This is a genomic window from Hornefia porci (assembly GCF_001940235.1).
Classification (GTDB): Bacteria; Bacillota; Clostridia; order Peptostreptococcales; family Anaerovoracaceae; genus Aminicella; species Aminicella porci.
Window position 1 is genome coordinate 370058 of record NZ_MJIE01000001.1, and the last position, 26300, is coordinate 396357.

A 26300-nucleotide genomic window follows, 5' to 3' on the forward strand; every position below is an offset into this window, starting at 1 on the left:
CCTCCTACTGATTCACATACTTTTTGACAATCTCGTCCATGATTTTTTCCGGTACCAGTCCCTCCACGCATCCGTTCAGGGAGACGACCTCCTTGATCATGCTGGAGCTGATAAACGAATATTCCGGGCTGGTCATCAGAAATACGGATTCGATTCCCGGGTCGAACAGCCTGGCGTTCATCTGCGCCATCTGTATCTCATACTCAAAATCCGTCGTGGCCCGCAGTCCGCGGACCACCGCATCGAAGCGGTTTCTGTTTACGTAATCCGCGAGCAGTCCCTCGAAGGAGTCCACCGTGACATTCGGCAGTTCATCTGTGATCTCGCGTATCATCGCGACACGCTCTTCCTTTGTGAACAAAGGATGCTTGGCGGGGTTCACGATCACGCCCACCACCAGCTCGTCAAACATTCTGGAGGCGCGTGTAATAATATCCAGATGGCCGTTCGTCATCGGATCAAAGGATCCGGTATATAATGCCTTTTTCATTCATTCCTCCTCGGAAACGGACTCCTGCGGATAGCGGTAAATGCTGACGACAGTCTTGCCGTACCGGCATTCTCTGACCCGCTTCAGCCTGCCCGCCGATTCCGGCATGGCGTCTCTGGAGCCGTGCTCTGTTATTATTATACCGTTTCGTGATAATAAATCAAGCCGATCTATCTTCAGCAGACACTTTTCATACAGTCCCGCCCGGTATGGAGGATCAAGCAGAAACACGTCCACCTTCTCATGAATCCGCTCGAGGGTCCGCTGGTAATCTCCCTGCAGGACGACCGCCCGTTCTTCCGCTCCGCAGTGTTCGATGTTCCTGTGGGTCAGGCGTATGCTTTCCCGGGCACTGTCGCAGAAATAGCATTTCTTCGCGCCGCGGGACAGCGCCTCGATGCCGAGACTTCCCGTTCCGCTGAACAGATCACAGAACACCTGTCCCCAGGTGTCATTCATCAGCAGATTAAATATCGACTCCTTCACTTTGTCGGAGGTCGGACGGATATCATAACCCGTCGGCGTTTCCAGCTTTCTTCCCCGATATTCTCCTGTTATAACTCTCATTTTGTATCTCCTATAATTCCAGTTTAATGTCTTCCCCGAACATCTTCTCAACCCGCCGCCGCAGCTCCGCATAGCCGTCTGACACGAGCCCCGGATCCTCCTGAAGAATTTCCGCGGCCGCCTTCCCGGCTTTCTCCAGAACATCACCGTGGCGCACGATATCGCTGATATGCATCTCGGGAAGTCCGTGCTGTCTGGTGCCGAAAATCTCGCCCGGCCCCCGCAGATGGAGATCCTCCTCCGCAATATGGAAGCCGTCTGTGCTCTCACACATGATCCGGATTCTCTGGCGGGCGACGTCCGTCTCGCTTTCCTGAATCAGATAACAGTAGGACTGATCGCTGCCGCGGCCCACTCTGCCCCTCAGCTGATGAAGCTGCGCCAGGCCGAACCGTTCCGCATTTTCAATCACCATTACTGTAGCGTTGGCGACATTGATTCCGATTTCAATGACCACAGTGGAAACCAGGACATCAATCGCTCCCTGATAAAAATCCGCCATGATCCGGTCCTTCTCCGTCTGCGGAAGTCCGCCGTGGATCAGCGCGACCCGGTAATTTCTGTATTTCCGGCTCAGCTCCTGATAGACGCGTTCCGCCGAATGCGCTTCAATCTTCTCCGATTCCTCGATCAGCGGCGTGACGACATAGGCCTGATGTCCTTCGGCCAGTTCCTTTTCCACCCGGCGGTACACGCCGGCGCGCCCGGCTCCGTCCACAGAAACCGTCCGGACCGGCCTGCGTCCTGCCGGCATCGTATCAATTACGGAAATATCCAGTTCTCCGTACAGAATCACTGCCAGCGTCCGCGGAATCGGCGTCGCGGTCATTACCATCACATTGGGATTGGCGCCCTTGACGGACAGGCGGCGGCGCTGCTCGACGCCGAACCGGTGCTGCTCGTCGGTGATTACCAGCCCCAGCCTCCGGAACGTCACATCGTCCTGAATCACCGCATGCGTTCCCGTGAGAATATCGATGTCTCCGCTGAGCAGCCGTTCAAGAACCTCGTTCTTCTCAGATTTTTTCATGCTTCCGGTCAGGAGTCCGACCCGGATCCCGTGAGGCTGAAAATCCTTTGTCAGTGACTGATAGTGCTGCCTGGCCAGAATCTCCGTCGGCGCCATCATCGCCGCCTGATATCCGCTCCGCACCGCGCAGAACATGCTGATCTCCGCAACGGCGGTCTTCCCCGAGCCTACGTCACCCTGCACCAGCCGGTTCATCGCATGACCGTCCCGGAGATTCGCGGCGATCTCGCCCCACACCCGTTTCTGCCCCGGAGTCAGAGCAAACGGGAGCCCCCGGATGAATTCTTCTGCCGCCGAAACGTCCAGGCGAACGCCTTCGCCCTCCCGGACATTATCATGCTTCATGTACAAAAGACCGGTGGAGAGAGTCAGGAGCTCATCGAAGATCAGGCGGAACCTGCTCATCAGGACGTGGCGCCGGTCCTTCGGGAAATGAATATGGTGAAGCGCGAAGGCCGGGCCGGCCAGTCTGTATTCTCGCACAATATGCTCCGGAAGCCATTCCGGAACCTCATCAACGACCGGCTCAATCTGCCGCTGGAATTTCCGGACCTCCTTTTGTGAAATACCGGAAATGGCGGGATAGACTGGAAGAACCTCGCGGACATCCTCCGGAGAGCCTTCCCGGCAGGACTCCGGATGAACCATCTGAACCCGTCCCCGGTTCTCCGTTATCTTTCCGTAAAAGACATACCGGCCGTGAATCTCAAACGCCCGGCTCATGTACCGTCCGTTGAAGTATACGACCTCAAGCGTTCCGGTGTCGTCAGAAACCAGGAAAGAAACCGGCGCATGTTTTTTATAGGGGCTGCCGCTGTACCGTCTGGACAGGATTTCGCCCCGGATCAGAGCAGGCTTCCCCGGACGCAGTTCCCCGATGGGCGTGAGCTTCCTCCGATCCTCATAGGAACGCGGGAACCACCATGCCAGATCCTCCAGCGTCGTGATGCCGTGACCGGCGAAGGCTTCCTTCTTCTTATCGCCGATCCCTTTCAGGCTGCTGATGTCATCCGTTATCTTCATATCTGTATACGACCTTTGTATTTCTCTTCGCTTTGTGCCGGGAGCGGACTCCGGCGATGTTGATGGTGATCACCGCGGGTTTTCTGCCGCTGTATTTCACAAAGGCACCTGCGATATAATCGGCCAGATGCCTCGTCGTCCGCTTGATGCTGATGCCGAACAAAGTAATCACGCTGAATTCCAGCTCGACGCGCCCCTCCTCATTGAAGTCCACGTCGATGTACATGGAAAATTCCGTATCAATATACTTCGGCACAATGCCGATCTGCCGTCCCCGCGGCGTCGCCGGCCAGATCTTGCCCCTGCACTCCGGAAGACGCATTCCCTCAAAGATGATCTGCGCGAAAATCATATTGGAAATAGAGATCTCTCCCAGCGCGGTCTGCTTTGTCAGTGCCATATTATCCCCTCCTAACGAAAACTCCGCTTCAGGAAAATGATGTTGCTGATCACCCGCTCATACAGCGTTTCCAAATACTTCAGGTGCTGCAGCGACATGGATTCGTTGACGTGGTGCCGCAGATTGTCCTCATCTCCGAAGGTCGGACCGAACACGATGGAATTGGGAACGATCTGTGCGTAGGTTCCCACCGTATCCACATGGAACTCTGCCGGGCGCTCCGCCAGATGCTCAAAAGCCTCCGCCATCGCTTTGATAAAAGGCTGATTCCTGCTGATAAAGGAGGCCGGCTGCGAGCTGATCCGGTCGATCCGGACGATGTCCTCGCGGAAATACCGTTCAATGGCGGTCAGCACCTGGTTCTCTCTGGTATCCGGGCTGAGCCGCGCGTTGATATTGACGAAGAGTCTGTCCTTCTGCCGGAAAATCGCGGTCGGCGCGTATACGTTCTCGCCGGAATATTCGTTTTTATACCGTCCCAGACTTCCGGGAAGCCCGGCGCGCTTTCCGTTTCCCTCGAAGAATCCGGCCTTCAGCTTCCGGAAAATACGGTAGGTCGTGTCTCGCCGAATCTTCGCTTTGTTCCTGCCGCGCAGCGATTCCAGCGCTTCCGCCATATTAAAAATCGCGTTGTCTGTCAGCGCCAGCATGGAAATGTGGCCGGCGGATCCGCGGGCGGCAAATGTCCTCCCGTCGTTCAGCGTGACCTTGCAGACCTCCGGGACGGTTTCCGGATTACTGCCTGCACGGACGTCTTTCAGGACCTGTCCCTCCTTCTCCAGCGGAAATGAAATCAGCACGTTGAAGCTCCCCATTTCAACATTGCAGAGGGGAAACATCCCGTCGGGACTGAAGCTGTAATCCGGCGGACGATGGGTCAGCAGATAGTCCCGCATGTCGCCGCCTCCGGCTTTCTGCTCTGTTCCGATAATCATGCGGACCTTTTTCCGCGCAGGCAGGCCGTACCGGCGGCTGAGCTCTGCCACGTCCGCCATCGCGAACAGCGCCGCCATGGCGGGTCCTTTGTCGTCCACAGCTCCTCTGCCGTAGATCCTGTCTGCGTCGACGACCGGCTGAAAAGGCGGGGAATCCCAGAGAGTGTAATCACCCGGGTGCGCCACGTCAACATGCGTGAGAATGCCGAGCACCTCACTTCCCTGCCCGTATTCTATGATCCCGATCCGTCCGTCCGCAGCCAAAGAGACGGAGAAACCAAATTCGTCCCCCCGCTGAAGCATATAATAAAGAGCCTCCAGGCAGTTTTCATGATCCCCGCTCACACTGGGGATCCGGATCAGATCCGATACCGACTCAACCAGGTCATACATGGGCAGTTCCTTTCCGTTTTGTCCGTTTTACGCTTTAGAAAAAAAACCACACTGAAGTGATTCAGCATGGCGTGTTTCTTACGGTCAGATCAGATGGCACGGTTTACTTTGCCGGATCTCAGGCACTGTGTGCAAACCTTGGCTTTTCTGACAGTTCCGTTATCATCGATCCTGACGGTCTGGATATTCGCATTCCACTTTCTTCTCGTATGTCTGTTCGAGTGGGATACATTGTTTCCGGAAACCTGACCTTTTCCGCAAATTTCACATTTTCTCGACATCTGCCGCACCTCCTATCCTATATCGTTAAGTCTGAACGTGTCATTCATTCCTGATTGATTGTGCTATGTCTAACATCGCACGGATAGCATTATACCACAGATACGCTGATAAGCACAAGGTTTTTTTCTATTTGGAATGGATTTTATCGTAATACTCGGCGCGGAGCATCGACATCAGGCACAGATCATAATATTTTCCGTTCTTTTTTCCTGCGTGGCGCATGGTCCCTTCATCCTGGAATCCGATTTTATGATACAGGTGGCGCGCGATCTCGTTTTTAACAAAGTGATCAATCGTCACGCGTTCCATATGGAGATTGATGAACGCGTATTCCAGAATCATCCGTATGGCCTCTTCCCCGTATCCTTTGTTCCGGTTCTCCGGATCCGCGATGTAAATCCGCGTCAGGTCCAGACTGTCGTCCGCCCGGTTGATCCGGGACAGGTAAATCCGGCCTATGGGTTTTCCGGAAGGCTTCAGAGTGATCGTGAACAGCTTCTTCTCGGGATCCGGACCGTAAAGGATGAACTCCGTGACGATCTCCTGATAGTCGCGGTCGTCCTCCATCGTGAAAAATTCCCTGACGTCCTCGCTGTTTTCCCACTCCGCAAAGACGGCGCAGTCGTCGAACGCCGTTTCTCTTACAATCAGATTTTTCGATTCCATGATCAATACTTCACTCACTTTTCATTTCCCTCTTCCTGCTGATTACTGCGTACCGGTGTATATCACAGCGGCATTATGCACCGCGCGCTGTTAACTGACCATTATCATGCCGGTATCATCTCAGCTGTATGTCAGCTGTCCGCGCCCGTTAAGTCCGGCAGGAGCTTAATGCCCGGACACGGATTAAATTTCACGAAATTATTACAAATAATTTTTACATTGTGGTATTATTATATAGTATTTTCAAGGAAAATAAAAGGAGATTAGACGATGATTAACAAAAAAATCACATCCGTTGTGCTGATTTTTTTTCTTATGGCTGCTGCAGCGCTCCTGTCAGCGTGCGGCGCCACAGGCAGCGCCAAGTCAGAAACCACATCACAGGAGGATCTCACATCCAAGATTTCATCCAAGATCGACGCATATACCACCGATCTCATGGACTCCAGAGATTCCATGAAGAGCAACCGGGCAATCCGCCGGTATCTTCAGAGCTGGGCGAAATCCAAAGGCATACGTTGCGAAACCGACAGCGCAGGCAATGTCATCATGAGCGTCAGTTCTTCTAAGAAATATAAGGATGCGGCGCCTACGGTAATCGTCTGCCCGTATGATTATCTGGAATTTGACAATTACAGCAGACCCGTCGCAATGGCGCTCTACACCATTAAAAACAATGAATCGACGGGGAAACTCACCGTGATCTTCACATGTGAGAACGGGCACGACCTCTCGGGAGTCAAGGCGCTGAACAAAAAATACTTCACCGACGACGCCAGCGTGTTCTGCCTGAACGCCGCGAACCAGGGGCTGTTCTCACTGAAATCCGGCGCGAGCTCCACGTACCGGTTCACGCAGAGCGTCAAACGGATTTCACCGACGCTGACCAAGGCGTATAAGATCACCATCAAGGGTCTGTCGGCCACTCAGCCCGATTCCCAGATATCAGAGGCAACGAACCCGATCACACGTCTGGAATCGCTGCTGGTTTCGCTGAAGAACCGGAACATCAGCTACGAGATCGCCTCCTTCAGGGGCGGAGAGAACACCAACCTCTATGCAGCCTCGGCCACACTGACCGTCGTCATCGACGCCAACAAGGAAAAGTCCTTCCTTGACAAGATGCAGGAGGTGACGGAGCGGTTCAACGAAGACAAGAGCAAGATGCACCCCGGCGCCACCTACACATATAAGGAAGTCAATCTACCGTCCAGCGTGATCCGCAGATCAGACGGAAGCAGACTGGTCAGCTTCATGTACACCCTGCTCGACGGCGTGTATGAAAAGGACGAGGACAGCGGAGATCTCGTCTCCATCAACAACGTATCCCAGATAGACACCTCGGGAAACCGTGTACAGATCTCCTCCGTCGCTTACAGCCTGAGCGAGACCAACCTGAAAACAATCGATACGGACGCAAGAACACTCTGCAACCTGTCCGATATCAGATTCAGTAAAACCGGTTCCATTCCGATGTGGACAGGAAAAGAGGATACAGAATTTACAAAGAGCGTTGCCTCCGCTTACAAAAAGACGACCGGAAAGACACTGAACTACAACGATTCTGTGACCGCCACCTCCGCCTCCTATGTGGCGCGGAAAAACAGTAAATGCAACATTATCAGCATCACCCTGAACGAGAATATTCTGAAGGACTGTACAGGAACCATGATCAACTATCTGATCAATTCACTTCCTGAGGATGGCGACTGATTCCTTCCGCGTCTTCGCGTCCGGCTCCGTGCCGGGCGCGTTTTTATCTGTAACAGAAAGAGCCGTGTCCGGGCGGATCCCTTCCGCCGGAGCACGGCTCTTTCCTGCCTGCCTCGCCTGATGTTCAGTTTTCTGCGGCGGCTCCCGCAACCGGCATTCAGCCCAGTACGTCCTTCGCTGCGGCCGCCGACGCCATAGCGTCCGCCACATAATAATCCGCGCCGATAGACTCTGAATAATCCTTTGTGACCACAGCTCCGCCGGTCATGATTCTGCAGTCCGGAGCAGCCTGACGAATCTGACGGATGGTCTCCTCCATGTTGCCCAGCGTGGTCGTCATCAGCGCCGACAGACCCACCAGATGAACGTGATCGCGCACGACACGGTCCACGATGACCTTCGGATCCACATCCTTTCCGAGATCGATGATATCATAGCCGTAATTCTCCAGAATCACCTTCACGATGTTTTTTCCGATGTCGTGAACATCCCCCTTCACCGTGGCGACAATAATTTTTCCTTTCGAGACGCTCTGTCCGCCGCCGGACGCCAGCCGTTTCTTGATGACCTCGAAGGCGGCCTGCGCCGTGGTCGCAGCCAGAATCAGCTGCGGAATAAAAATCTTTCCGGTCTCAAAACGCTTTCCGGTTTCGTCCAGAATCGGGATAAGCTCATTGTTCACGATATCCAGAGGATCTCTGGTTTCCAGTTCCTTCTCGATAAGCTCCCGGCAGGGACCCTCCAGTCCGCTGCTGATGTAATACGACAGCGTTCCCTCTTTCTGATTCGCCGCGGGCGCTGCCTTCTTCTCCGGCGCCGGAGCGGCAGACACCGCTTCCGTATCTTTGTATTTGTCAATGAAATCCCGCGCATCGCGGTCAATCCCCATAATCAGTTTGTAAACGTCGATCGCTGCCACCATTCCGGGCGCCGCCGGGTTGATAATCGCCAGATCCAGGCCGCAGGTCAGCGCCATCTGCAGGAAGTTCTGATTGATCAGCGGACGCTGCGGAAGCCCGAAGGAAATGTTGGATACCCCCAGAACCGTTTTCAGCCCCAGTTCACTCTTCACCCGGCGGATCGCTTCCAGCGTATTGGAAGCGTTTTCCTGCTCCGCAGAGACGGTCAGAGTCAGACAGTCCACATAGATATCCTTTTTCGGGATCCCCAGGGACAAAGCCCGGTTCATTATTTTCCGCGCGATTTCCAGTCTCTTCTCCACAGTCTTCGGGATTCCGTCTTCGTCCAGTGTCAGGGCGATGACAGAAGCTCCGTATTTTTTCACAATGGGAAGAATCGCAGCCATGGATTTCTCCTCACCGTTTACGGAATTGACGACAGCCTTGCCGCAATAGAGCCTGAGCGCGGCCTCCAGGACCTCCGGGTTCCCGGAATCGATCTGAAGAGGTGCGGAAACGTTCCCCTGCAGCTTTTTGATTATGTTTACGATAACCTCTTTTTCGTTTACTCCGGGCACGCCCGCATTTACATCCAGAATCTCAGCGCCTTCGGACTCCTCCTGCAGAGCCATATCAAGAACATAGTCGAGATTTCCCTCTGCAATGGCGGCCTTCAGCTTCTTCTTGCCTGTCGGGTTGATTCTCTCCCCGATTACTCTCGGACGGTCCAGGATCACGATACTTTCCGGCGTACAGACCGCGGGAGGAATCTCCGCTCCGGGGCGGCGCGGGGCCGCACTGCTCAGCCGCAGCTTCAGCTGACTGATGTAGTCCGGGTCAGTTCCGCAGCATCCGCCGGCCAGACGAACGCCGCAGTCCGCCAGACGCTCCGCGTAATCTGCGAATTCCTCCGCCCCTACCAGATATTTCCCGGTTTTGGGGTCAGGAAGTCCCGCATTCGGTTTGGCGACAATCGGAAGCTCAGTCCACTGAGAAAGCTCCTGAATCAGAGGAAGAAACTCCGCCGATCCCAGACTGCAGTTGATGCCGATGGCGTCTGCCCCCAGACCTTCCAGTGTCAGAGCCATAGAAGGAATGGATGTTCCGGTGAAGGTCCGGCGGTTCTGCTCAAAGGACATGGTGCAGATTACCGGCAGTTCTGAATTCTCCTTAGCGGCGAGAAGCGCCGCGCGCATCTCGTAAAGATCCGTCATGGTCTCGATGACGATAAGATCCGTTCCCTTCCCTGCGACAATCTGCCGCCGGAAGATCTCAAAGGCCTCCTCGAAGGTGAGATTCCCGTTCGGCTCCACAAGGCGGCCGATCGGTCCGATGTCCAGCGCGATCTTCACGTCTGTTCCGGCCGCCGCCTCTGCGGCGTTTTTCACGGCTGCCGCCGTCAGTTCCTCGACGGTATACCCGCAGCCCTCGATTTTGTAATCATTGATGCCGAAGGAGCAGGTGTAGATCACGTCTGCGCCTGCTTCGATATATTTTCTGTGTATGTCCTGCACGATTTCCGGACGGGTAATATTCAGAACCTCCGGAACCCTTCCGACCTCAGCGCCGCTCTGCTGCAGCATTGTTCCGAAACCGCCGTCCAGAATGATGAAATCCCGGTTCCCGAACAGCTTTTCAATTTTATTCAATCGCCTCATCTCCCTCTTTTCGATTAAAATAAGGTTTTAACATTCTGACAGATCCTTCTGGCGATATACGGATTATTCATAGTGTAGAGGTGAATGCCGTCTACTCCGTGCGCCAGCAGATCCACAATCTGGTTCGTCGCATAGGCGATTCCCGCATCCCGCATCGCCTCCGGCTTATGTTCAAATTTTTCCATCATTTTGATGAATTTCTCCGGCAGCGTCGCGCCGCAGAGCGTCACCATACGTTCAATCTGTTTTTTGTTCACCACCGGCATGATTCCGGCCTCGATAGGAACGTCTATTCCGGCGATTCTCGCCTTCTCCAGGAAGGAGTAGAACATCCCGTTATCGAGGAACAGCTGTGAGATAAGATGTTCTGCGCCGGCGTCCACCTTCCGTTTCAGGTTGCGGATGTCGTCAATCATATCCGGGCTGTCGGGATGTCCCTCCGGATAGCACGCCGCTGAAATTCCGAAATCATAGCGGCTCGACCGGATATATCCGATCAGGTCGCTGGCGTGCAGGAAGTCCTCCTTGGGCGGTACGTCCGGGACGCGGTCGCCCCGCAGAGCCAGAATGTTGTCGATGCCCGCATTCGCCAGCCGCTCCAGCATGATATCGATCTCCTCCCTGGTGGAGTTCACGCAGGTCAGATGCGCCGCCGCCTCCAGACAGTACTGCTTTTTAATCGCCGACGCGATTTCACAGGTGGAATTATTGGCCAGACTTCCGCTGGCGCCGTAGGTCACGCTGATAAAATCCGGATCCAGGTAGTGGAGCTGGTCCAGCGTCGTATAAATCGTATTAATGTCCGCGTCTCTCTTCGGCGGGAAGATTTCAAAGGAAAAGACCGTCTTTTCCCCGTTGAACAAATCTTTCAGATTCAAGTGATCACCCTCTTTTTCATATCATTATCCCTAATAATATACCAAATTGGTATGTTATTGCAACACTTATTTTTTGACAAAGTAGATATTCAGATCCACGTTCTTCCTGATGCCTTTGATTTTACCTGTGGAGGAGTACTGCCACATCGCATACTGATAGGGATAATAGCTCGTTCTGCTGTAATGCGCCAGCCAGAATTCATACCCCGTCAGATATCGGAGATCCAGATTTTTCAGCAGCCATTCCGGATTGCCGTAGATCATCGGACGGAAACTGTTCTTCTGCACGATTGTACAAAATGCGTCTGCGATTTCCGTCTTTTCTTTTTTGGTGAGATCTCCGACCCGGTCGCCCGGCGTATGCTCCATATCGTATACCACCGGATAAGTGACGCCTCTGCCCCGGATATGCCGGATTACGTATTTCGCTTCCCGGACCGCTTCATCTGTGGTAATCGCCTGGGAGTAGAAATAAACGCCGACGTCCAGCCCGGCTTTTTTCGCGCCCTTCAGGTTTTTCCGGAAGTTCTCGTCCTCATGAATCGTCCCCTTCTCAGAGCCGCTGTAGCCGACCCGGATCATCGCGAACCGGATGCCCGCGTCGTAAACCTTGTCCCAGTCCACGTTCCCCTGAAATACAGAAACGTCGATGCCCGGAATAGAACGGTAATTTTTATCCCGGTAATGACGCAGTCCGCTTCTGGTGTACAGTGCATCGGAGCTGTACCGGTTCATCCGTATCGTTTCCTTTTCTCCCAGACCGTTATAGCTTCCCAGCACAACATAGGAGATACAGAACAGAAAAACCGCCGCCGCTGCCAGCACTACCACAGCAGTGATGAGCGCGATCCGGCGGTCGCGCAGGCGAAAGCCTCCACGGCGTTTCCGTCCTGTTCCCCCGGGCTTCCGCTTTCCCCTTCGGCCTGACGAACGGACGCTTTTCCCCTTCCTGACCGGTTTCACCGGCTTTTTTGACTTCTGTATTCTGTTTTTTCCTTTTGTTCCTGCTGTTTCTTTTATTTTTCTCATAGTCCCTATACTAACATAATTCCCGTTCTAAATAAAGTTTAATTGACGAAACGGAGGAAGTCCTATATGATAAACGTAAGAGAGGAGAACTCATGATAGACTACGAAGAATTGTCAAGACAGATAACCGGGTTCCGAAGAGATCTGCACCGGATCCCGGAGCTTGGTTTTTTCGTCTACAGGACGAACGCCTACATCCGCAGCATCCTGGAACCGCTGGACTGCCGCATTGAAACCATCGCGAAAACCGGTCTGGTGGCCTTTTTCGATTTCGGCAGGGAGAAGACCCTCTGCTACCGCGCCGATATGGACGGACTTCCCATCGAGGAGGAAACCGGCGTCCCCTACGCCTCAGAAAACGAGGGCTGTATGCATGCGTGCGGTCACGACGGCCACATGGCCAATATGCTGGGCTTCGCCAGGATTCTGAACCGTTATAAGGAGGAAGGCGTCCGCTTCCACTACAACGCGCTGCTGCTGTTTCAGCCCGCAGAGGAAACGATTGAGGGCGCGCGGACCATCATCGGAACAGATTTGTTTAACGAATTCAATGTCACCGCGATCTTCGGCCTGCATATGTGGCCCTTCCTTGAGAAAGGAGAGATTACCACAAAGCCGGGACCGATGATGGCCAAATCAACGAATGTCCATATTGAAATCCACGGACTCAGCGCGCACTGCGGCGAGCCGGAAAAGGGGCACGACGCGCTGGTGGCCGCCTGCAGATTCATCGATCTCGTCTATGACTACAAAGACGAACACATCCGGGAACGCTCCGTCCTGAAGTTCGGAAAAATGCGGAGCGGAACCGTGCGGAACGCCATTTCGGATTATACCGTCATCGAGGGCACCATGCGGACCTTCGAAGAGCAGACGTGGAAAAAGCTGGTGAACGCCATGAAGCATTACGCCCGGCAGGTGGCGCGCAGGTATCAGGTCACCATCGACGTGGACACCTCCAAATATCATCCTGCGGTCGTAAACAGCCCCGAGCTTTACGACAAAGTAAAAGGAGAGCTTCTGGAGCACCACATGAATTTTGTCGCGCTCCGCCGGCCCTCCATGATCGCAGAGGATTTTTCCTTTTTCGAAAAGGAAATTCCGGGTCTGTTTTTCTGGCTGGGCACCGGAACCGGAATCCCGCTCCACGCCAGCACCTTTAACTTCGACGAATCCGTCCTGATCGAGGGAGTCAAGCTCTTCAACACGATTTTTACCGAATTCGACGATTTTAACGCGGCTCCGATTGAGGAACCCGCCGTCTAACTGTGATTCACCGTTTTCAATTCGATTTTTTCATCGGCGCATTCCGCCACATAGGAGGAATGCGTCACGATGATCACACATTTGCCGTTTTTCGCGAGATCCCTGAATATCCCCATGATCTCGCGCTGTGTTTCTTCATCCAGGTTTCCGGTAGGTTCATCCGCCAGGATGATGTCCGGACCGTAGGAAAGCGCTCTGGCGATGGCGACCCGCTGCTGCTGCCCGCCTGACAGCTTCAGAATTCTCCGGTCCGCCTCATCCCGGCGCAGACCCATCTCTGCAAGCAGTCCATACGCACTGTCCCTGTTCGCCTGCCGGTCAATTTTTTTATGACTGTTCTCCGCGGAAATCTCCATGGACAGCTCCACATTTTCCACCGCGGTAAGCTTTGTCAGAAGATTAAAATCCTGGAAGATGACGCCGATGCTCCTGCTGCGGTACTCGTATTTGTCTTCTAATTTCATCTCCTTTCCATTACAGAAGATCGTTCCTTCCGTCGGCTCTGCCAGCCCTGACATCAGCGACAGCAGCGTGGTTTTGCCCGCTCCTGATTTCCCGACGATCGCATAGATTTTTCCGGCGTCGAACGTGCAGCTGATTCCCTTCAGAATCGAATGTTCTCCATAGGAAAAGCTTAGATTTTCAAGTTTCATGACTTCCATTACAGGTCTCCTCCCTTCTTCAGTCACGGCTGGACAATATCTGAAGCGGTTCATACCGCATAATTGCGACGACGGATACCGTTCCCGCAAGCATTGCCAGCGCCACACAGGCAATCAGGAGCTCCAGAAGAACGGTCACATTCACCGAGCCGGAGATATCCGAAACGCTGAACGCGTTGCTCTGCGCCTGTGATTTACTGTTTGTGCCGGAGGAACCGGATGTATCTGAAGATCCCGACGAGTTCTGAGACTGCTGCGCCTCCGACGGTCCTCCTCCGTTATTGTCTCTGCCGAACGCCTGCTTCATGTCGCTGCTTCTACTCTGCTGCGAGGCAATCTGCGAGGACAGCAAAGCCTTTGTCACCGGCACAGACGCCACCGAGCCGACAGTACCTCCGACGATTACTCCCGCCAGCGCGATGATGAGGATCTCTGTCACAAAGAGCTTCGCCACATTTCTTTTCTTCATGCCGATGGCGGTCAGCACGCCGATTTCATACTTCCGCTCTCGTGTGCTGAAAATGTTGATTACAATCAGAATCACAGCACCCACAGCCAGAATTACAATCAGGAAGTATCCGGCGAATTTCGCGAGCTGGGTCAGCGGCTGCGCGCTCCGCTCGTAGCTTTCCAGATCCTGTGAGGAAACTGTGTATTTGTCGGACAGCCCCAGCTCCTCCACCTGAGTCTTGAACTTCTCATAGTTAGCCATGGTTCCCAGCACATAGGTCCCGTTCAGGTTTCCGCTGATCGCCGTAGTGCTGCTGCCGGAATATTTCGCGGCGGAGGCTTTGACGATTTTGTTCAGAGTGTTGTAGCTGGTGAGGATATTGTTCGCCGGATCCACGGCGTTCATCCGTCCGCCCTGCTGCGCCGCCTCCGCGGAGCTCCGGGAATTCGTATAGATTCCGACTATTTTCAGCTTGTATGTCTCGCTGGATTTGTCGGGATTGGCGATTTTGATGGTATCGCCTACGGAAAGGTCGTTGTACTTCGCCAGCTCGCTGGAGATGACGCAGACCATTTCATCGGTTCCCTCCGTGAACATTTTGCCGGAGGTTATTTTATACGTGCCGCTGACAAATTCTGTCATCGCTTCATCCGAGGAATAGCCTGTGACGGTGAATTCCCCCTGGGTCATGCCGCCGGGTCCGCTTTTTCCGCCGCTCCCCGAGGAGCCCGACGACGATGAAGATGAAGACGATGATGACGTGCTGTATGCCTCCAGGCCTCCGGCTCCGTCCGCCGCCGCGCTCAGCGTGTAGTAGAAGGATTTCACCGCAGACGCCTTCGCGTACTTTTTCAGCTGCGTCAGAGACAGCTGTGAGCCCGCCAGTTTAGATTTGTCAAAGGAGCCTGAGCTTCCCTGTGCATTCTTCATCATCTGTTCACGGTCCAGAGAAATCTGCGCGGTGATGCTCAGATTTTCCAGCGCTGCTTTTCTGGCGCTGGCCGAGGACTGCCGGATGCAGAGTCCGATGCAGACAGAAAGCGCGATGATCGTGACGATGATCCCGATCAGAAGACTCCTTCCCTTCGATCGCGCAATGTTTCGCATTGCATTTCTGATAGTAAACATAAGTCCCTCCAATAAAGTCTGAAAAATATTTGGTTTTATTCTATTCCGGGCTTCTGTGGGTTCAGCGTCATTTTTTCGTTGATTGTTTCAGAGAATTGTGTTTGTTTTTTGTTCGTTTTTTGTCCCGGGACCGCAGTCTTCTACGCTCTTCCCGCGGTTTCCGGCACAAAAAAGAGACCGTAGCCCCGCGGAATCCGGCGTATTGCCGATTCTCCCGCGCGGCGCAGTCTCTCTGTGTCCGCATGTTATTCCTTATAATTCTTCTTTTTCGTCTACTTCATCCATTTCATTGTAAGCGGCAATCAGTACGATCGCTGCGACAGCACAGAGGCTGATGACGGTCCATGCTTTCTTCATCGGAATCACTCCCTTCATAGTTGTATTATATCGTCTTATCGGTACAAAATCAATTCTAATATTTTTTTACATTTCGCTGACGCGAACTCTGCCGCGCCCCCGGGCTGTTCCGAAAATGAGCCGCCGACGCTTCCGCTTCGCTGACGGTTACGGACGATTCAGCCTCCGTAGCCCGCCAGCTCATATAAGAGTTCCCGTTCTTCTCTGTCGACCGCCATCCGTTCACAGATCAGCGCCAGCGCTTCTTCGCTGAATACAAACTCCGGATCCGTGCATAACTGCGTGAAATCGTTTTTACTGATGCCGCTCTGACTGAAGGTAATCTCACCGGATGAGATTTTGCGGTCATATATCCTTAAAAAAACCTGATTGAATGTCATTGGAATTTCTCACCTCCCGGCTGCGCGTTCCCATGCTCCGTCTCCGTATCCGGATTGACGTGGACCATACAGTGCTTGATTTCGGGATTTTCCCGTTCCAGCAGACGGTGAACGGCTTCAGCGGTATCATGAGCCTCACAGAGCCGGAGCTGTCCGTCCATGGTGATTTCCACATCCACATAGATTCTGGAGCCGAACTGCCGCGTCCGCAGGGAATCGATGTGCTCCACGCCCTCCACAGAAAGAATTTCCTCCTGCAGCCTGCGGATAATCTCATCGTCACATTTCCGGTCAATCATTTTGTCCATCGTCTCTCTGAATATGTCGAAGGAAACCTTGATGATCATCACTCCGATGATTACGCTGGCCAGCGGATCCAGTACCGGGTACCCCAGCCGTGCTCCCAGAATTCCCACAAAGCTCCCGATAGAGCTCATCGCATCCGACCGATGGTGCCAGGCCTCCGCCTTCAGCGACACCGAGTTGATTTTTTTCGCGGAGAGAATCGTATACCAGTACAGGCCTTCCTTTGTGCCGATGGAAATCAGCGCCGCCGCAAGCGGGAGCAGCGTGGGGACGGCAATGCTCTCCGGGTGAAGGATCTTCATCAGGCCGTGATAGCCGATTAATGCTCCCACAAAGAAAAGAATATCCGCCAGAAGTGTCGATACTACGCACTCCATCCGCTCGTGACCGTAGGGATGTTCCCGGTCCGGCTCCTTTCCGGAAAGGTGCGCGCCGATGATGACCAGCACCGTTCCCGCCACGTCCGAGGCTGAATGCACCGCATCCGAAACCATCGCCGCGGAATTTCCCAGAATCCCTGCCACGAATTTAAACGCCGCCAGCAGAACATTCAGCGTAATGCTGACCGCGGACACACGATAAATCACCTTCTGCGACGAAAGCTCTCCCTTCGTTTCTGTCCTCTTTTCTTTTCCCTGCCCTTTTCTCATACTCATCGCCTGCTATCATTTCATCCGGAGCTGCCGCTCCGGGTCAGTTTTCTTTGTTGCTTTAATTTCCGTCTTTAAGATAATACCACAGGTGAAGCCTGCATTTCAAGTATGACGGAGAGAGACAGACATTTCAGGGTCAGCGAAAAACAACAAAAAAAATCCCCTTCTGCAATAATAATGTTTGGAATTTCCCGGAATCTATGTTATAATAATGACCGTTGACAGAAACATGTGCCTGTAGCTCAGCAGGATAGAGTAGCACACTCCGAATGTGAAGGTCGGGCGTTCGAATCGCCTCAGGCACACCACTTAACGCAACAGTTTTAATGAGTTTGCTGTTGCGTTTTTGCTTGCTAGGAATAACAAATTTAGAACCTCATTTCACATCGTTCTAATGATAAGACACGTTTTTCCGCACTTTTGTATCCTATTCTTCGTAAAAAACCATCTCTGAAACCGGAGCTTTTATTTCAGAACGTAAACTTTTTTGTAGCGGCGGCCCCACTGGATGCACTCGCTGGTGCTGTTCATGTAGAGGTCGATCACATTCCCCTTTACCGCGCCTCCGCAGTCATTCGCGACGGCTACGCCGTAGCCCTCGATATAGAGCTTTGTGCCGTAAGGAATCACAGACGGATCCACCGCGCAGGTTCCGTAATGGCAGACCTGCCCTGTCGCGCCTCTGGCGTTTGTGCCGGCGTAATATGCGGTGCAGTTTCCTGTAAACGTGCGTGTGTAGCGGACGGAGCCGGTCTCACCGGTTTTACTTGTGCCGAAGCGAACCGAATTATTCTTCGGCCTGCTCACCCAGCTCAGAAGCTTCGCCTTTTCCTTCGTTTTCTTTCCGTTCACATAAGTCGTGATATATTTGTACACGCCCTTTCCATCCCTGCCGCCGGTGGAAGATACCGTGCCGGAGGAGAGACTGCGGTCGAATACAACCTCGTTCTTCGCCGGTACCGTGACAGTCTTTCGGCGGGTTTTCACATCGACGACCTGAACCTTCAGATTCGTCGCGGTTGTCGCCTGTCCGGACAGTGCGGGCCGGACGATATCATCCTTGTCATAGCTGATCTTGTTCAGCTTCAGATTCTCCCTGATCGTTCCGGGGTACAAGACAATGCTGCGCTTTTTGCCGGCGATTTCCGCTTCGGCTCTGGTTCCGCGGCGGATCCGTATGGTCATATCAGTCTGAATCGGCGCGTCGCGGTCTGTATCGACGATAATATTCTGCCGGTCGGTGGATTTCAGTTCCCCGACGGCGGCGCCCACCGTTTTCCCTCTGGTTTCAACGCGGACCGTCCGGGTGCCGGAAACAGACTGATACTGCAGCAGAACCGGGACCGGTATCATGCGATACCAGACGAACAGCGCGCCGCAGATGAGCGCAAGTATGATATTTAAAAGAATCAGTTTTCGCAATGTCATAAAAAAACCTCACATAATGGTTCTATTCTACCATCATGTGAGGAAATTTTCAATCCGTGATTAAAAAGTCTGTAATCAGCGTGTCATAATCAGGTTGATATCGTTGCTCATCTGCAGCGGATCGCTGACGGTAAGGCCGGAGATCAGTGCCGCCTGGTCGTACAGGAGCCGTGTCATGGCCGCAGCGCTGTCTTTGTTCTCACCGTCTTCCCGGTAGACGTCCTGCAGCTTCTTTACTACATCATGCTCCGGATTAAGCTCCAGAACCTTCTCGGCCTTCACCGTCTCCTCTGTCGGCATACGGTTCAGCGTTTTCTCCATTTCCAGCGAGATTCCGCCCTTGCTGATCAGGCAGACGGGCGCGCTGTCAAGCCGGGAGGAGAACGTGATGTCCGCAACCTGATCCTTCAGCGTTTCCTTCATGAAGTCCAGAAGGTCTTTGTTGTCCTCCTCTGCTTTTTTAACCGCGTTCTTTTCCTCCTCAGAAAGCTCCTCGCTCATGTCCTCATCAGAGATGGAACGGAATTCCTTTTCCTTGTAATCCCGAATCATCTTGATGGCGAATTCGTCGATTTCGTCTGTGAAATAGAGTATCTCATAGCCCTTCGCCTTCGCTGCCTCCGTCTGCGGGAGTATGTCGATCTTCTCCACGGTTTCGCCCGGCGCATAATAAATATACTTCTGGTCCTCTTTCATCCGGGAGATGTATTCGTCCAGGGATGTCATCTTCTTCTCCGTCGAGGAATAGAACAAAAGAAGATCCGCCAGAGTATCCTTATTCATTCCGAAGCCCTCGTACAATCCGTACTTCATCTGACGACCGAAATCCTCAAAGAATTTCTCGTATTCCTCCCGGTCGTTCTTCATCCAGGAAGCCAGCTCGCGCTTGATTTTCTTCTCCAGATTCTTTGCGATATTCCTGAGCTGACGGTCCTGCTGCAGCGTCTCGCGGGAGATGTTCAGCGACAGATCCTGTGAGTCCACGAGTCCTTTCACGAAGTTGAAGTAATCCGGCAGCAGATCCTTGCACTTCTCCATAATCAGGACGCCGCTGGAATAGAGCTGAAGTCCCTTCTCGTAATCCTTTGTATAATAGTCATAGGGAACATGCCCCGGAATGAACAGCAGCGCGGTATAGCTGCTGACGCCCTCCACCGTGGTCCGGATCACCCTGCGGGGATCGACATAATCGAAGAACTTGCTTTTGTAATATTCGTTATAGTCCTCGGTCTTCACCTTGCTCTTCTGGCGTTTCCAGATAGGCTCCATGGTGTTCAGCGTCTCCAGCTCCTGATACGATTCCATCTCGGGAGCCTTGCCCTCCTCCGGCTCAGCGTCTTCCTTCGGCCGCTGCTTTTCCACCATCATTTTAATCGGATACCGGATGTAATCCGAATATTTCCGGATCAGCTCCCGGATCGTATACTCCTCCATGAATCGGGAGTAGTTCTCTCCTTCTGTATCCTCCTTCAGGTGCAGAACTATATCCGTGCCGTTTCCTGTCTTCTCCGCGGGCGTGACAGTGTAACCGTCGGCGCCTGCCGATTCCCAGCAGAACGCCTGATCGCTTCCGTACAGTCTGGATGTGACCGTCACACGATCGGCCACCATAAACGCGGAGTAAAAGCCTACGCCGAACTGTCCGATAATATCAGTGGCGCGGCGGGCCTGCGCTTCCGCGCTGTCTCCCTCCGCCGCATCGCCGGCGTGCTCCTCCTTAAACGCCATCGAGCCGCTGCGGGCGATGGTTCCCAGGTTGGATTCCAGCTCCTCCTCGCTCATGCCGATGCCGTTATCCGAGATCGTAAGAGTCCGCGCGTCCTTGTCCGCCGCGATATCGATTACAAAGTCAGACCGTTTTATTCCGGTATCGCCTGACTGAAGGCTCTGATAATACAACTTGTCCAGCGCATCGCTGGCGTTGCTGATCAGCTCCCTCATGAAGATTTCTTTATGCGTATAGATCGAATTAATCATCAGATCCAGCAGTTTTTTCGATTCTGCCTTAAATTGTTTTTTTGCCATAATCTCGCCTCCATTGTATTTGTTAGCACTCTTTATATCCGAGTGCTAAATCCATAATATACTGTACCACGTTTGATGAAAATGTCAATAGTTCTTTGTAAGAAAACGGAACCTGCCTTTGTAAGAAAACGCCTGACACAGTTCTCTGCAGGAAAAAAGGAAACCGGCGCGCCGCTGACGCGGACCGGTCTCCGTATAAACCTCTGTGAATGTTCTGCAGATGTTCTATGGATGGACAATTACAGGCATTCCCGCCTCCACATAGCTGTAGAGTCTGGCGGCCTTGGCCGGCGGCATGTTCACGCAGCCGTGGCTCCCGTTCCGCAGATAAATCGAGCCTCCGAAGGAATCTCTCCATTTCGCGTCATGAAATCCGCAGCCCGCATAAAACGGCATCCAGTATTTGACCGGCGTTTTGTAGGAGGAGCCGTCGTTGTTTCTTCCCTCCAGCGTAGACGGGGACTGCTTGTACATCAGGGAGAACACGCCCTCCGGCGTTCCGTTCCCCTCCTTGACGTTTCCGGTCACAACGTCTGCCGATACCACGGTCTTTCCGTCCTTGACGCACCAGACGTGCTGTTTGCTGATGCTGACCTCGACATAAAAGTCGCCGATATCGTCCGTTACGGAAGAGGATGAGCCGTAGCCCGTCATGGAGAACACCGCCTCTGTCGTCGCGTCCTTCCCTTCTGCCAGAACCCTGGACAGACGTGTTGTCTCTTTAGTGATATTCAGCGTATTTCCGTAATTTCCGCCGGAGATGGTGACCTTCCCGCCCTTCAGTTTAAGGTGGCGCGTCATGCCGACGGTGGTGAAGCGGTCCGCGACAGATTTAACAAAGGTTTTTACGGACTTTTCATCCACCGTAATCTCTCCGCTTTTGCTGACGGAAATCATTTTGTCCAGCTGCGCCGGCTTAATCGTATATTTCTTTCCCGCGCCGGTGATGGTGATCTTCTTCGTCAGATATTTCTCCGCATAAGCCTGCCTCTCCTTCAGCGTTTCACTGTCGGAAAGAACCGTCGGCTTCTCATAGTAATCCGCCGCCGTATACGAGAACCTCATTTTGTTGCGGGCGATGGCAGACAGCAGAGCCTTCTTCAGTTTGCTCTTGTCAAGATTGTCGCCGTAAACCTCCTTGACGATTTTGAAGTCGGAGGAAGTCAGGTCGACGTAGGCGTTCCGGGTCTTTGTGGTATATTTGTTGTTTTTCACAAAGCTGAGTCCGCGGAACTGGCGGTTGAAGGACCTGCTGCTCTCCTTCGCCGTCATGGCGATCGTGTAGCTGCGTTTCGAGGGACGCACCGTCCGGAGCAGTTTTCTGAAAAAGCTCGGATGCAGACATTCCTTCACCTGCTGATTAATATCGTATTCCAGGTCGAAATTCCGGATGGCTCCGATTTTCTTGTCCTTCTCCGTTATCGTCAGCGTCTTCTTGTTCCACTCGTCAGTCAGCTTTTCCACGGCTTCAGCCTGCGTCAGACCAGACACATCGATTCCGTTAATCGATGACCCGGACTGGAAGGTGTCCGCATTCAGCACAACCTGATTCAGAGCGAATCCGCCCGCGCCGAGCACGGCCAGAATAATCACCAGTACAAGAAGAATCCGGCCCGCCCTTCTCTTCTGTGCGCGGCCGCTCCTCAATCCTGCTGTCCCCGGTGCACGCGAAACCTCCGCGGCTTCCTCTGTCATCGCTGGTTCCGCGGCAGCGGTCTCCTCCACGGGTTCCTCTGTCGTAGCAGGCTCCGCGGCGGCTGTTTCCTCCGCGGCTTCCTCTGTCGTAGCAGGCTCCGCGGCGGCTGCTTCCTCCGCGGGTTCTTCCGTCGTAGCAGGCTCCGCAGCGACTGTCTCTTCCACGGGTTCTTCTGTCACCACTGCTTCCGCGGCGACTGTTTCCTCCACGGGTTCTTCTGTCATAACAGGTTCCTCAGCGACAGTTTCCGCAGCCGCTTCCTCCGCGGCAGCAGTTTCTTCCACGGGTTCTGCTGTCACCACTGCTTCCGCGGCGGCTGTTCCCTCCGCGGGTTCCTCTGTCGCAACAGGTTCTGCATCGGCAGTCTCCGCTAGGAGTTTCTCCGTCGCGACAGTTTCCGCAGCCGCTTTCTCCGCCGTAAGGTCGGAAACCGGAAGCATCCGTGTGTCTGCGTCCGGCCGGTTCTCCTCTCCCCCTTTTTTCAGGGCGTCCGATGCCACTGCGTTCTTTTCCCGGACTGCCGCTTTGCTGTGTTTATCGATATATCTCTTTTTGATTCCGAATTTTTTAAATCTGTTTGGAGCATCATGCTTGCCCAAATACTTCACACCCTTCTGTTTTTTTAATACATTCCGCAGCGTTTCCATGAGTCTGTTCCGAAAGCCGTGCGGAAGAGATCAGCACCAATTAAGTCCGACGGGGACTTAATGAGCAGACACTAATTATCTACTCAGTATAACTTATTCGTTATTTTATTTCAAGCGCGGAAACGTTAAATCCGGACATCATCGGTGACCGGATTTTCGCTGCGTTCATCTGTTCATATCATTGGCATCTCTATATCTCTGTTTATCCCGATTATCTCTTCTTTTTCCTTTTTCTGTCGCGGCTCGCCCCGTTTTTTTCAGGACGGGGACCGCTGCCGGGGCGTTTTCGCCGCAGCAGATGATTGACCACCACATAGAGCATCCCGATGCACAGGAAAATAAAGAAGGTGATTCCGATTGATGTAAATCCCTGAAATCCGTTTGAAAGACTCATTTTCTCCTCCGTCTATTCACTGAGCTGCTGCGTATGATAGAGCCTCGCGTATTCTCCGTTCCGCTCCAGCAGCTCTTCATGGGAGCCCTCCTCTGCGATGCGTCCGTCTTCAATCACCACAATCCGATCCGCCCCGCGTACCGTCGCGAGCCGGTGCGCAATGACCAGCGTGGTCCTTCCTCTGGACAGTTCATCAAAGCTCTTCTGAATCCGCTCCTCCGTAATGGTGTCCAACGCCGAGGTTGCCTCATCCAGAATCAGGATCCGCGGATCCTTCAGGAAGATACGGGCAATGGAAACTCTCTGCTTCTGTCCGCCGGAGAGCTTTGTGCCCCGCTCCCCGACATAGGTGTCGAACTGATCCGGCATTTCCAGAATATCACTGTATATTTCCGCCCTCTTCGCGGCCTCCACAACCTCTTCAAAGGTCGCCCCCGGCCGGCCGTAGCGGATGTTCTCCAGTATCGTGTCAGCGAAAATGAACACATCCTGCTGGACGATGCCCACATTCTGCCGGATTGACGCCTTTGTTACATCACGGACATCTGTGCCGTCGATGAGAATTGCGCCCTCCGTCACGTCATAAAAGCGCGGAATCAGCTGACAGAGCGTGGTCTTGCCGCCTCCGGAATGACCTACAATCGCCACCGTCTCTCCGGGTTTGACATGAAGATCCAGATGGTCGATTACCTCCGCGTTTTCATTGTAGGCGAAGGAAATGTCATTGATATCGATGCGGCCCTCGCGCACGGTGAGCGGTTTTGCGTCCGGCTTTTCCGTGACCTGCGGCTTCATCTCCATAATCTCCGAGAACCGGCGCAGACCCGCCATTCCGTTGGCAAAGATCTCCGCGAAGTTGGACATCTTCCGGATGGGCGTGACGAAGGTATTGACAAACAGCGTGAATGTAATCAGGTCGATATAGTTCAGCTGATTTTTCATAATCAGATATCCGCCGAAGGCAATCACCGCGCAGGGCATGATGCACATGAAGAATTCCTGACTCGCGTTGAACGACCCCATGGCTTTGTAGTACCCCTTCTTCGCGTTAATGTAGGTATCGTTGGATTCCCGGAAACGTTCCTGCTCCACCCCTTCATTGGCAAAGGCCTTGGAGGTCCTGATGCCCGATATGCTGGATTCGATTTCCGAGTTGATGGAGGCAAGCTTCACCTTCACGTTGGAGGATGCGGCCGCCATATTCCGCCTGCGGTTCATTACAATGACAAGGAATATCGGAATCAGAACCGCAACGATCAGCGCAAGCCTCCACTCCATCATGAACATGAACACGAGGGAGCCGATAATCGTCAGAATCGAGATGAGCAGATCCTCCGGACCGTGGTGGGCCAGCTCTGTGATCTCGAACAAATCACCGGTCAGGCGGCTCATCAGCTTTCCGGTTCTGTTTTTGTCATAGAATTCAAAATCCAGCGTCTGAAGCTTATGGAACAGCGCCGAGCGGATGTCTGCCTCAACATGCACCCCGAAGGTGTGTCCCAGATAGGTCATGAAATAATAGCAGACGGACCGCAATACATAAAAAAGCGCCACGCTGACCATCAGGGCGAAAAACACGCCGTATACCCTGCCAGGCAGAAGATTGTACATGGCGTATCTCGATACCAGCGGAAATGCCAGGTCGATGGCCGCCACGACCAGCGCGCACATCATATCGATGGCAAACAGTTTTCTGTGCGGTTTGAAAAAATGAAATAAAGTTCTGAGCATTGTTCTCCTTTTCAGTTCTCCGGCTGTTTATTGTAATTTATAATTAACGGTGCTATAATGGTGTCTGCTCGATTTCAACGGCTGAACACGCACTGCAGCCGGCTTTGTTAATCAACTAAATCTTACATGATGAACGATATAATTTCAAGGAGGTTTTTATGAAAACAAGGGCGTTAAAGACCGCCTTCCCCTACACACTTCCTATCTTCGCGGGCTTCTGGTTTCTGGGACTCGCCTACGGAATCTATATGAACGCCTCCGGATTTTCCTTTGTATACCCTATGCTCATGAGCCTGCTCATCTACGGCGGTTCTCTGGAGTTCGTCGCCGTGGAAATGCTGCTGTCGCCCTTCGCCCCGCTGCAGGTTCTGATTATGACGCTGCTGATACAGGCGCGGCATCTGTTTTACGGGCTCTCCATGCTGGAGAAGTTCAAAGGACTGGGCTGGAAGAAATATTACCTCATCTTCGGGATGTGCGATGAGACCTTTTCCATCAATTATACCGCCCGCATACCGGAGGACGTGGACAAAGGCTGGTTCATGTTCTTTGTTACACTCCTCAACCATCTCTACTGGTTTTCCGGCGCGACCATCGGCGGACTCATCGGTTCGCTGCTGACCTTCAACACACAGGGAATCGGCTTCGTCATGACCTCAATGTTCGTCGTAATCTTTCTGGAGCAATGGCTGAAGGAAAAAAGTCACGCCTCCTCCTGCATCGGAATCGGCGTGTCGATTCTGTGTCTCAGCGTATTCGGTGCGGACTCTTTCATGATTCCGACCATGATCGCCATCATCGCCGTACTCGCGGCGTTCCGCAAGCCTCTTGAACAAAAGGAGATCCGGCCATGACTATGACGCTGACCCAACAGATTATCACCATCGGACTGTGCATACTCGGAACGTTAATCACCCGGTTTCTGCCGTTTCTCGTATTTTCGGAAAACCGCAGAACTCCGGCTTTTATTCTCTATCTGGGAAAATATCTGGCTCCTGCCGTGTTCGGGATGCTGGTTATCTACTGTCTGCGGAACGTCAGCTTTCTTCACGGCACTCACGGTCTGCCGGAGCTGATCGCAATCGGCGCGACCGTTCTTCTTCATCTCTGGAAGCGCCAGATGCTGATTTCCATCGCGGGCGGCACCCTGTGCTACATGCTGCTGATTCACTACGTCTTTCTGTGACCGTAACCTGCACTGCATTTCAAACGGT

At 53.2% G+C, this 26300-nt stretch carries 23 protein-coding genes and 1 tRNA gene; 5 read left to right on the forward strand and 19 right to left on the reverse strand.

What is annotated here, in order from left to right; translation table 11 throughout:
• Positions 1–4 precede the first annotated feature (4 nt).
• From coaD to BHK98_RS01635, 7 genes are all read right to left on the reverse strand, one after another.
• Entirely contained in the window at positions 5–490 is a 486-nt protein-coding gene (gene coaD, locus BHK98_RS01605; RefSeq protein ID WP_075711919.1) for a pantetheine-phosphate adenylyltransferase, read from the reverse strand.
• A complete protein-coding gene (rsmD, locus tag BHK98_RS01610; protein ID WP_075711920.1) occupies positions 491–1057 on the reverse strand; it encodes a 16S rRNA (guanine(966)-N(2))-methyltransferase RsmD in 567 nt (188 codons plus the stop codon). It abuts the gene before it with no gap.
• A 10-nt stretch (positions 1058–1067) separates the two neighbouring features.
• Positions 1068–3110 (reverse strand): ATP-dependent DNA helicase RecG, encoded by a 2043-nt coding sequence (gene recG / locus BHK98_RS01615; RefSeq protein ID WP_075711921.1) that lies wholly within the window; start codon positions 3108–3110, stop codon positions 1068–1070.
• On the reverse strand, positions 3094–3510 hold the full coding sequence (locus tag BHK98_RS01620; RefSeq protein ID WP_075711922.1) for a hypothetical protein: 417 nt from the start codon (positions 3508–3510) through the stop codon (positions 3094–3096). Before BHK98_RS01620 ends, recG begins: the two co-directional genes overlap by 17 nt.
• Before the next feature lie 11 nt (positions 3511–3521).
• Positions 3522–4838: a M20/M25/M40 family metallo-hydrolase gene (locus BHK98_RS01625; protein ID WP_075711923.1), complete on the reverse strand. Its 1317-nt coding sequence runs from the start codon at positions 4836–4838 to the stop codon at positions 3522–3524.
• A gap of 89 nt (positions 4839–4927) precedes the next feature.
• Complete coding sequence (rpmB, locus tag BHK98_RS01630) at positions 4928–5119, reverse strand: 50S ribosomal protein L28 (protein ID WP_075711924.1); 192 nt, start codon at positions 5117–5119, stop codon at positions 4928–4930.
• Positions 5120–5246: 127 nt separating this feature from the next.
• Complete coding sequence (locus BHK98_RS01635; protein ID WP_143404510.1) at positions 5247–5804, reverse strand: GNAT family N-acetyltransferase; 558 nt, start codon at positions 5802–5804, stop codon at positions 5247–5249.
• Between the two features lie 252 nt (positions 5805–6056).
• Between BHK98_RS01635 and BHK98_RS01640 the strand changes: the two genes are divergently transcribed.
• On the forward strand, positions 6057–7499 hold the full coding sequence (locus tag BHK98_RS01640) for a peptidase dimerization domain-containing protein (protein ID WP_075711926.1): 1443 nt from the start codon (positions 6057–6059) through the stop codon (positions 7497–7499).
• Between the two features lie 157 nt (positions 7500–7656).
• On the opposite strand, the gene BHK98_RS01645 is transcribed toward BHK98_RS01640, so the two are convergent.
• The 3 genes from BHK98_RS01645 to BHK98_RS01655 all read right to left on the reverse strand — a co-directional run bounded on the left by BHK98_RS01645 (position 7657) and on the right by BHK98_RS01655 (position 11963).
• Positions 7657–10047, reverse strand: coding sequence for a homocysteine S-methyltransferase family protein (locus BHK98_RS01645; RefSeq protein ID WP_465250926.1), 2391 nt, complete (start codon positions 10045–10047; stop codon positions 7657–7659).
• A 23-nt stretch (positions 10048–10070) separates the two neighbouring features.
• The gene (gene metF, locus BHK98_RS01650) at positions 10071–10934 is read right to left on the reverse strand and encodes a methylenetetrahydrofolate reductase [NAD(P)H] (protein WP_075711928.1); all 864 of its coding nucleotides are present in this window, start codon (positions 10932–10934) and stop codon (positions 10071–10073) included.
• Positions 10935–11000: 66 nt separating this feature from the next.
• Positions 11001–11963, reverse strand: coding sequence for a glycoside hydrolase family 25 protein (locus BHK98_RS01655; protein WP_075711929.1), 963 nt, complete (start codon positions 11961–11963; stop codon positions 11001–11003).
• Between the two features lie 92 nt (positions 11964–12055).
• On the opposite strand from BHK98_RS01655, the gene BHK98_RS01660 reads away from it, so the two are divergent.
• Entirely contained in the window at positions 12056–13228 is a 1173-nt protein-coding gene (locus tag BHK98_RS01660; protein WP_083628004.1) for a M20 metallopeptidase family protein, read from the forward strand.
• On the opposite strand, the gene BHK98_RS01665 is transcribed toward BHK98_RS01660, so the two are convergent.
• The 4 genes from BHK98_RS01665 to BHK98_RS01680 form a co-directional block, all read right to left on the reverse strand.
• Positions 13225–13890: an ABC transporter ATP-binding protein gene (locus tag BHK98_RS01665; protein ID WP_075711930.1), complete on the reverse strand. Its 666-nt coding sequence runs from the start codon at positions 13888–13890 to the stop codon at positions 13225–13227. The two genes, BHK98_RS01660 and BHK98_RS01665, sit on opposite strands and share 4 nt — an antisense overlap.
• A gap of 19 nt (positions 13891–13909) precedes the next feature.
• Positions 13910–15469 carry an ABC transporter permease gene (locus tag BHK98_RS01670; protein WP_075711931.1) on the reverse strand — a complete coding sequence of 520 codons (1560 nt, stop codon included), beginning with the start codon at positions 15467–15469 and terminating at the stop codon, positions 13910–13912.
• 515 nt (positions 15470–15984) lie between these two features.
• Complete coding sequence (locus BHK98_RS01675) at positions 15985–16206, reverse strand: hypothetical protein (protein WP_075711932.1); 222 nt, start codon at positions 16204–16206, stop codon at positions 15985–15987.
• Positions 16203–17162, reverse strand: a complete 960-nt coding sequence (locus BHK98_RS01680; protein ID WP_075711933.1) for a cation diffusion facilitator family transporter — start codon at positions 17160–17162, stop codon at positions 16203–16205. Before BHK98_RS01680 ends, BHK98_RS01675 begins: the two co-directional genes overlap by 4 nt.
• A 234-nt stretch (positions 17163–17396) precedes the next feature.
• Between BHK98_RS01680 and BHK98_RS01685 the strand changes: the two genes are divergently transcribed.
• Positions 17397–17473, forward strand: a tRNA-Arg gene (locus BHK98_RS01685).
• Between the two features lie 157 nt (positions 17474–17630).
• Here BHK98_RS01685 and BHK98_RS13295 read toward each other — a convergent pair.
• The 5 genes from BHK98_RS13295 to BHK98_RS01710 all read right to left on the reverse strand — a co-directional run bounded on the left by BHK98_RS13295 (position 17631) and on the right by BHK98_RS01710 (position 25086).
• Complete coding sequence (locus tag BHK98_RS13295) at positions 17631–18593, reverse strand: 3D domain-containing protein (RefSeq protein WP_075711934.1); 963 nt, start codon at positions 18591–18593, stop codon at positions 17631–17633.
• A 75-nt stretch (positions 18594–18668) separates the two neighbouring features.
• Positions 18669–20618 (reverse strand): molecular chaperone HtpG, encoded by a 1950-nt coding sequence (gene htpG, locus BHK98_RS01695; RefSeq protein ID WP_075711935.1) that lies wholly within the window; start codon positions 20616–20618, stop codon positions 18669–18671.
• Positions 20619–20843: 225 nt separating this feature from the next.
• Positions 20844–22913, reverse strand: coding sequence for a L,D-transpeptidase family protein (locus BHK98_RS01700; RefSeq protein ID WP_158024443.1), 2070 nt, complete (start codon positions 22911–22913; stop codon positions 20844–20846).
• A 259-nt stretch (positions 22914–23172) separates the two neighbouring features.
• Positions 23173–23355, reverse strand: coding sequence for a hypothetical protein (locus tag BHK98_RS01705; RefSeq protein WP_075711937.1), 183 nt, complete (start codon positions 23353–23355; stop codon positions 23173–23175).
• 12 nt (positions 23356–23367) lie between these two features.
• Positions 23368–25086, reverse strand: a complete 1719-nt coding sequence (locus BHK98_RS01710) for an ABC transporter ATP-binding protein (RefSeq protein WP_075711938.1) — start codon at positions 25084–25086, stop codon at positions 23368–23370.
• Positions 25087–25244: 158 nt separating this feature from the next.
• On the opposite strand from BHK98_RS01710, the gene BHK98_RS01715 reads away from it, so the two are divergent.
• Positions 25245–25940, forward strand: coding sequence for an AzlC family ABC transporter permease (locus BHK98_RS01715; protein WP_075711939.1), 696 nt, complete (start codon positions 25245–25247; stop codon positions 25938–25940).
• Entirely contained in the window at positions 25937–26272 is a 336-nt protein-coding gene (locus BHK98_RS01720; RefSeq protein WP_202816866.1) for a branched-chain amino acid transporter permease, read from the forward strand. The genes BHK98_RS01715 and BHK98_RS01720 overlap by 4 nt, the downstream gene beginning before the upstream one ends.
• Positions 26273–26300 lie beyond the last annotated feature (28 nt).

Coding starts and splice junctions, on each gene's coding strand:
- BHK98_RS01720 (WP_202816866.1), top strand. CDS start 25,937: ATGACTATGACGCTGACCCAACAGATTATCACCATCGGACTGTGCATA.
- BHK98_RS01640 (WP_075711926.1), top strand. CDS start 6,057: ATGATTAACAAAAAAATCACATCCGTTGTGCTGATTTTTTTTCTTATG.
- BHK98_RS01675 (WP_075711932.1), bottom strand. CDS start 16,206: ATGACATTCAATCAGGTTTTTTTAAGGATATATGACCGCAAAATCTCA.
- BHK98_RS01680 (WP_075711933.1), bottom strand. CDS start 17,162: ATGAGAAAAGGGCAGGGAAAAGAAAAGAGGACAGAAACGAAGGGAGAG.
- BHK98_RS01715 (WP_075711939.1), top strand. CDS start 25,245: ATGAAAACAAGGGCGTTAAAGACCGCCTTCCCCTACACACTTCCTATC.
- BHK98_RS01670 (WP_075711931.1), bottom strand. CDS start 15,469: ATGTTTACTATCAGAAATGCAATGCGAAACATTGCGCGATCGAAGGGA.
- htpG (WP_075711935.1), bottom strand. CDS start 20,618: ATGGCAAAAAAACAATTTAAGGCAGAATCGAAAAAACTGCTGGATCTG.
- BHK98_RS13295 (WP_075711934.1), bottom strand. CDS start 18,593: ATGACATTGCGAAAACTGATTCTTTTAAATATCATACTTGCGCTCATC.
- rpmB (WP_075711924.1), bottom strand. CDS start 5,119: ATGTCGAGAAAATGTGAAATTTGCGGAAAAGGTCAGGTTTCCGGAAAC.
- coaD (WP_075711919.1), bottom strand. CDS start 490: ATGAAAAAGGCATTATATACCGGATCCTTTGATCCGATGACGAACGGC.
- BHK98_RS01660 (WP_083628004.1), top strand. CDS start 12,056: ATGATAGACTACGAAGAATTGTCAAGACAGATAACCGGGTTCCGAAGA.
- rsmD (WP_075711920.1), bottom strand. CDS start 1,057: ATGAGAGTTATAACAGGAGAATATCGGGGAAGAAAGCTGGAAACGCCG.
- BHK98_RS01665 (WP_075711930.1), bottom strand. CDS start 13,890: ATGGAAGTCATGAAACTTGAAAATCTAAGCTTTTCCTATGGAGAACAT.
- BHK98_RS01655 (WP_075711929.1), bottom strand. CDS start 11,963: ATGAGAAAAATAAAAGAAACAGCAGGAACAAAAGGAAAAAACAGAATA.
- BHK98_RS01620 (WP_075711922.1), bottom strand. CDS start 3,510: ATGGCACTGACAAAGCAGACCGCGCTGGGAGAGATCTCTATTTCCAAT.
- BHK98_RS01705 (WP_075711937.1), bottom strand. CDS start 23,355: ATGAGTCTTTCAAACGGATTTCAGGGATTTACATCAATCGGAATCACC.
- recG (WP_075711921.1), bottom strand. CDS start 3,110: ATGAAGATAACGGATGACATCAGCAGCCTGAAAGGGATCGGCGATAAG.
- BHK98_RS01625 (WP_075711923.1), bottom strand. CDS start 4,838: ATGTATGACCTGGTTGAGTCGGTATCGGATCTGATCCGGATCCCCAGT.
- BHK98_RS01710 (WP_075711938.1), bottom strand. CDS start 25,086: ATGCTCAGAACTTTATTTCATTTTTTCAAACCGCACAGAAAACTGTTT.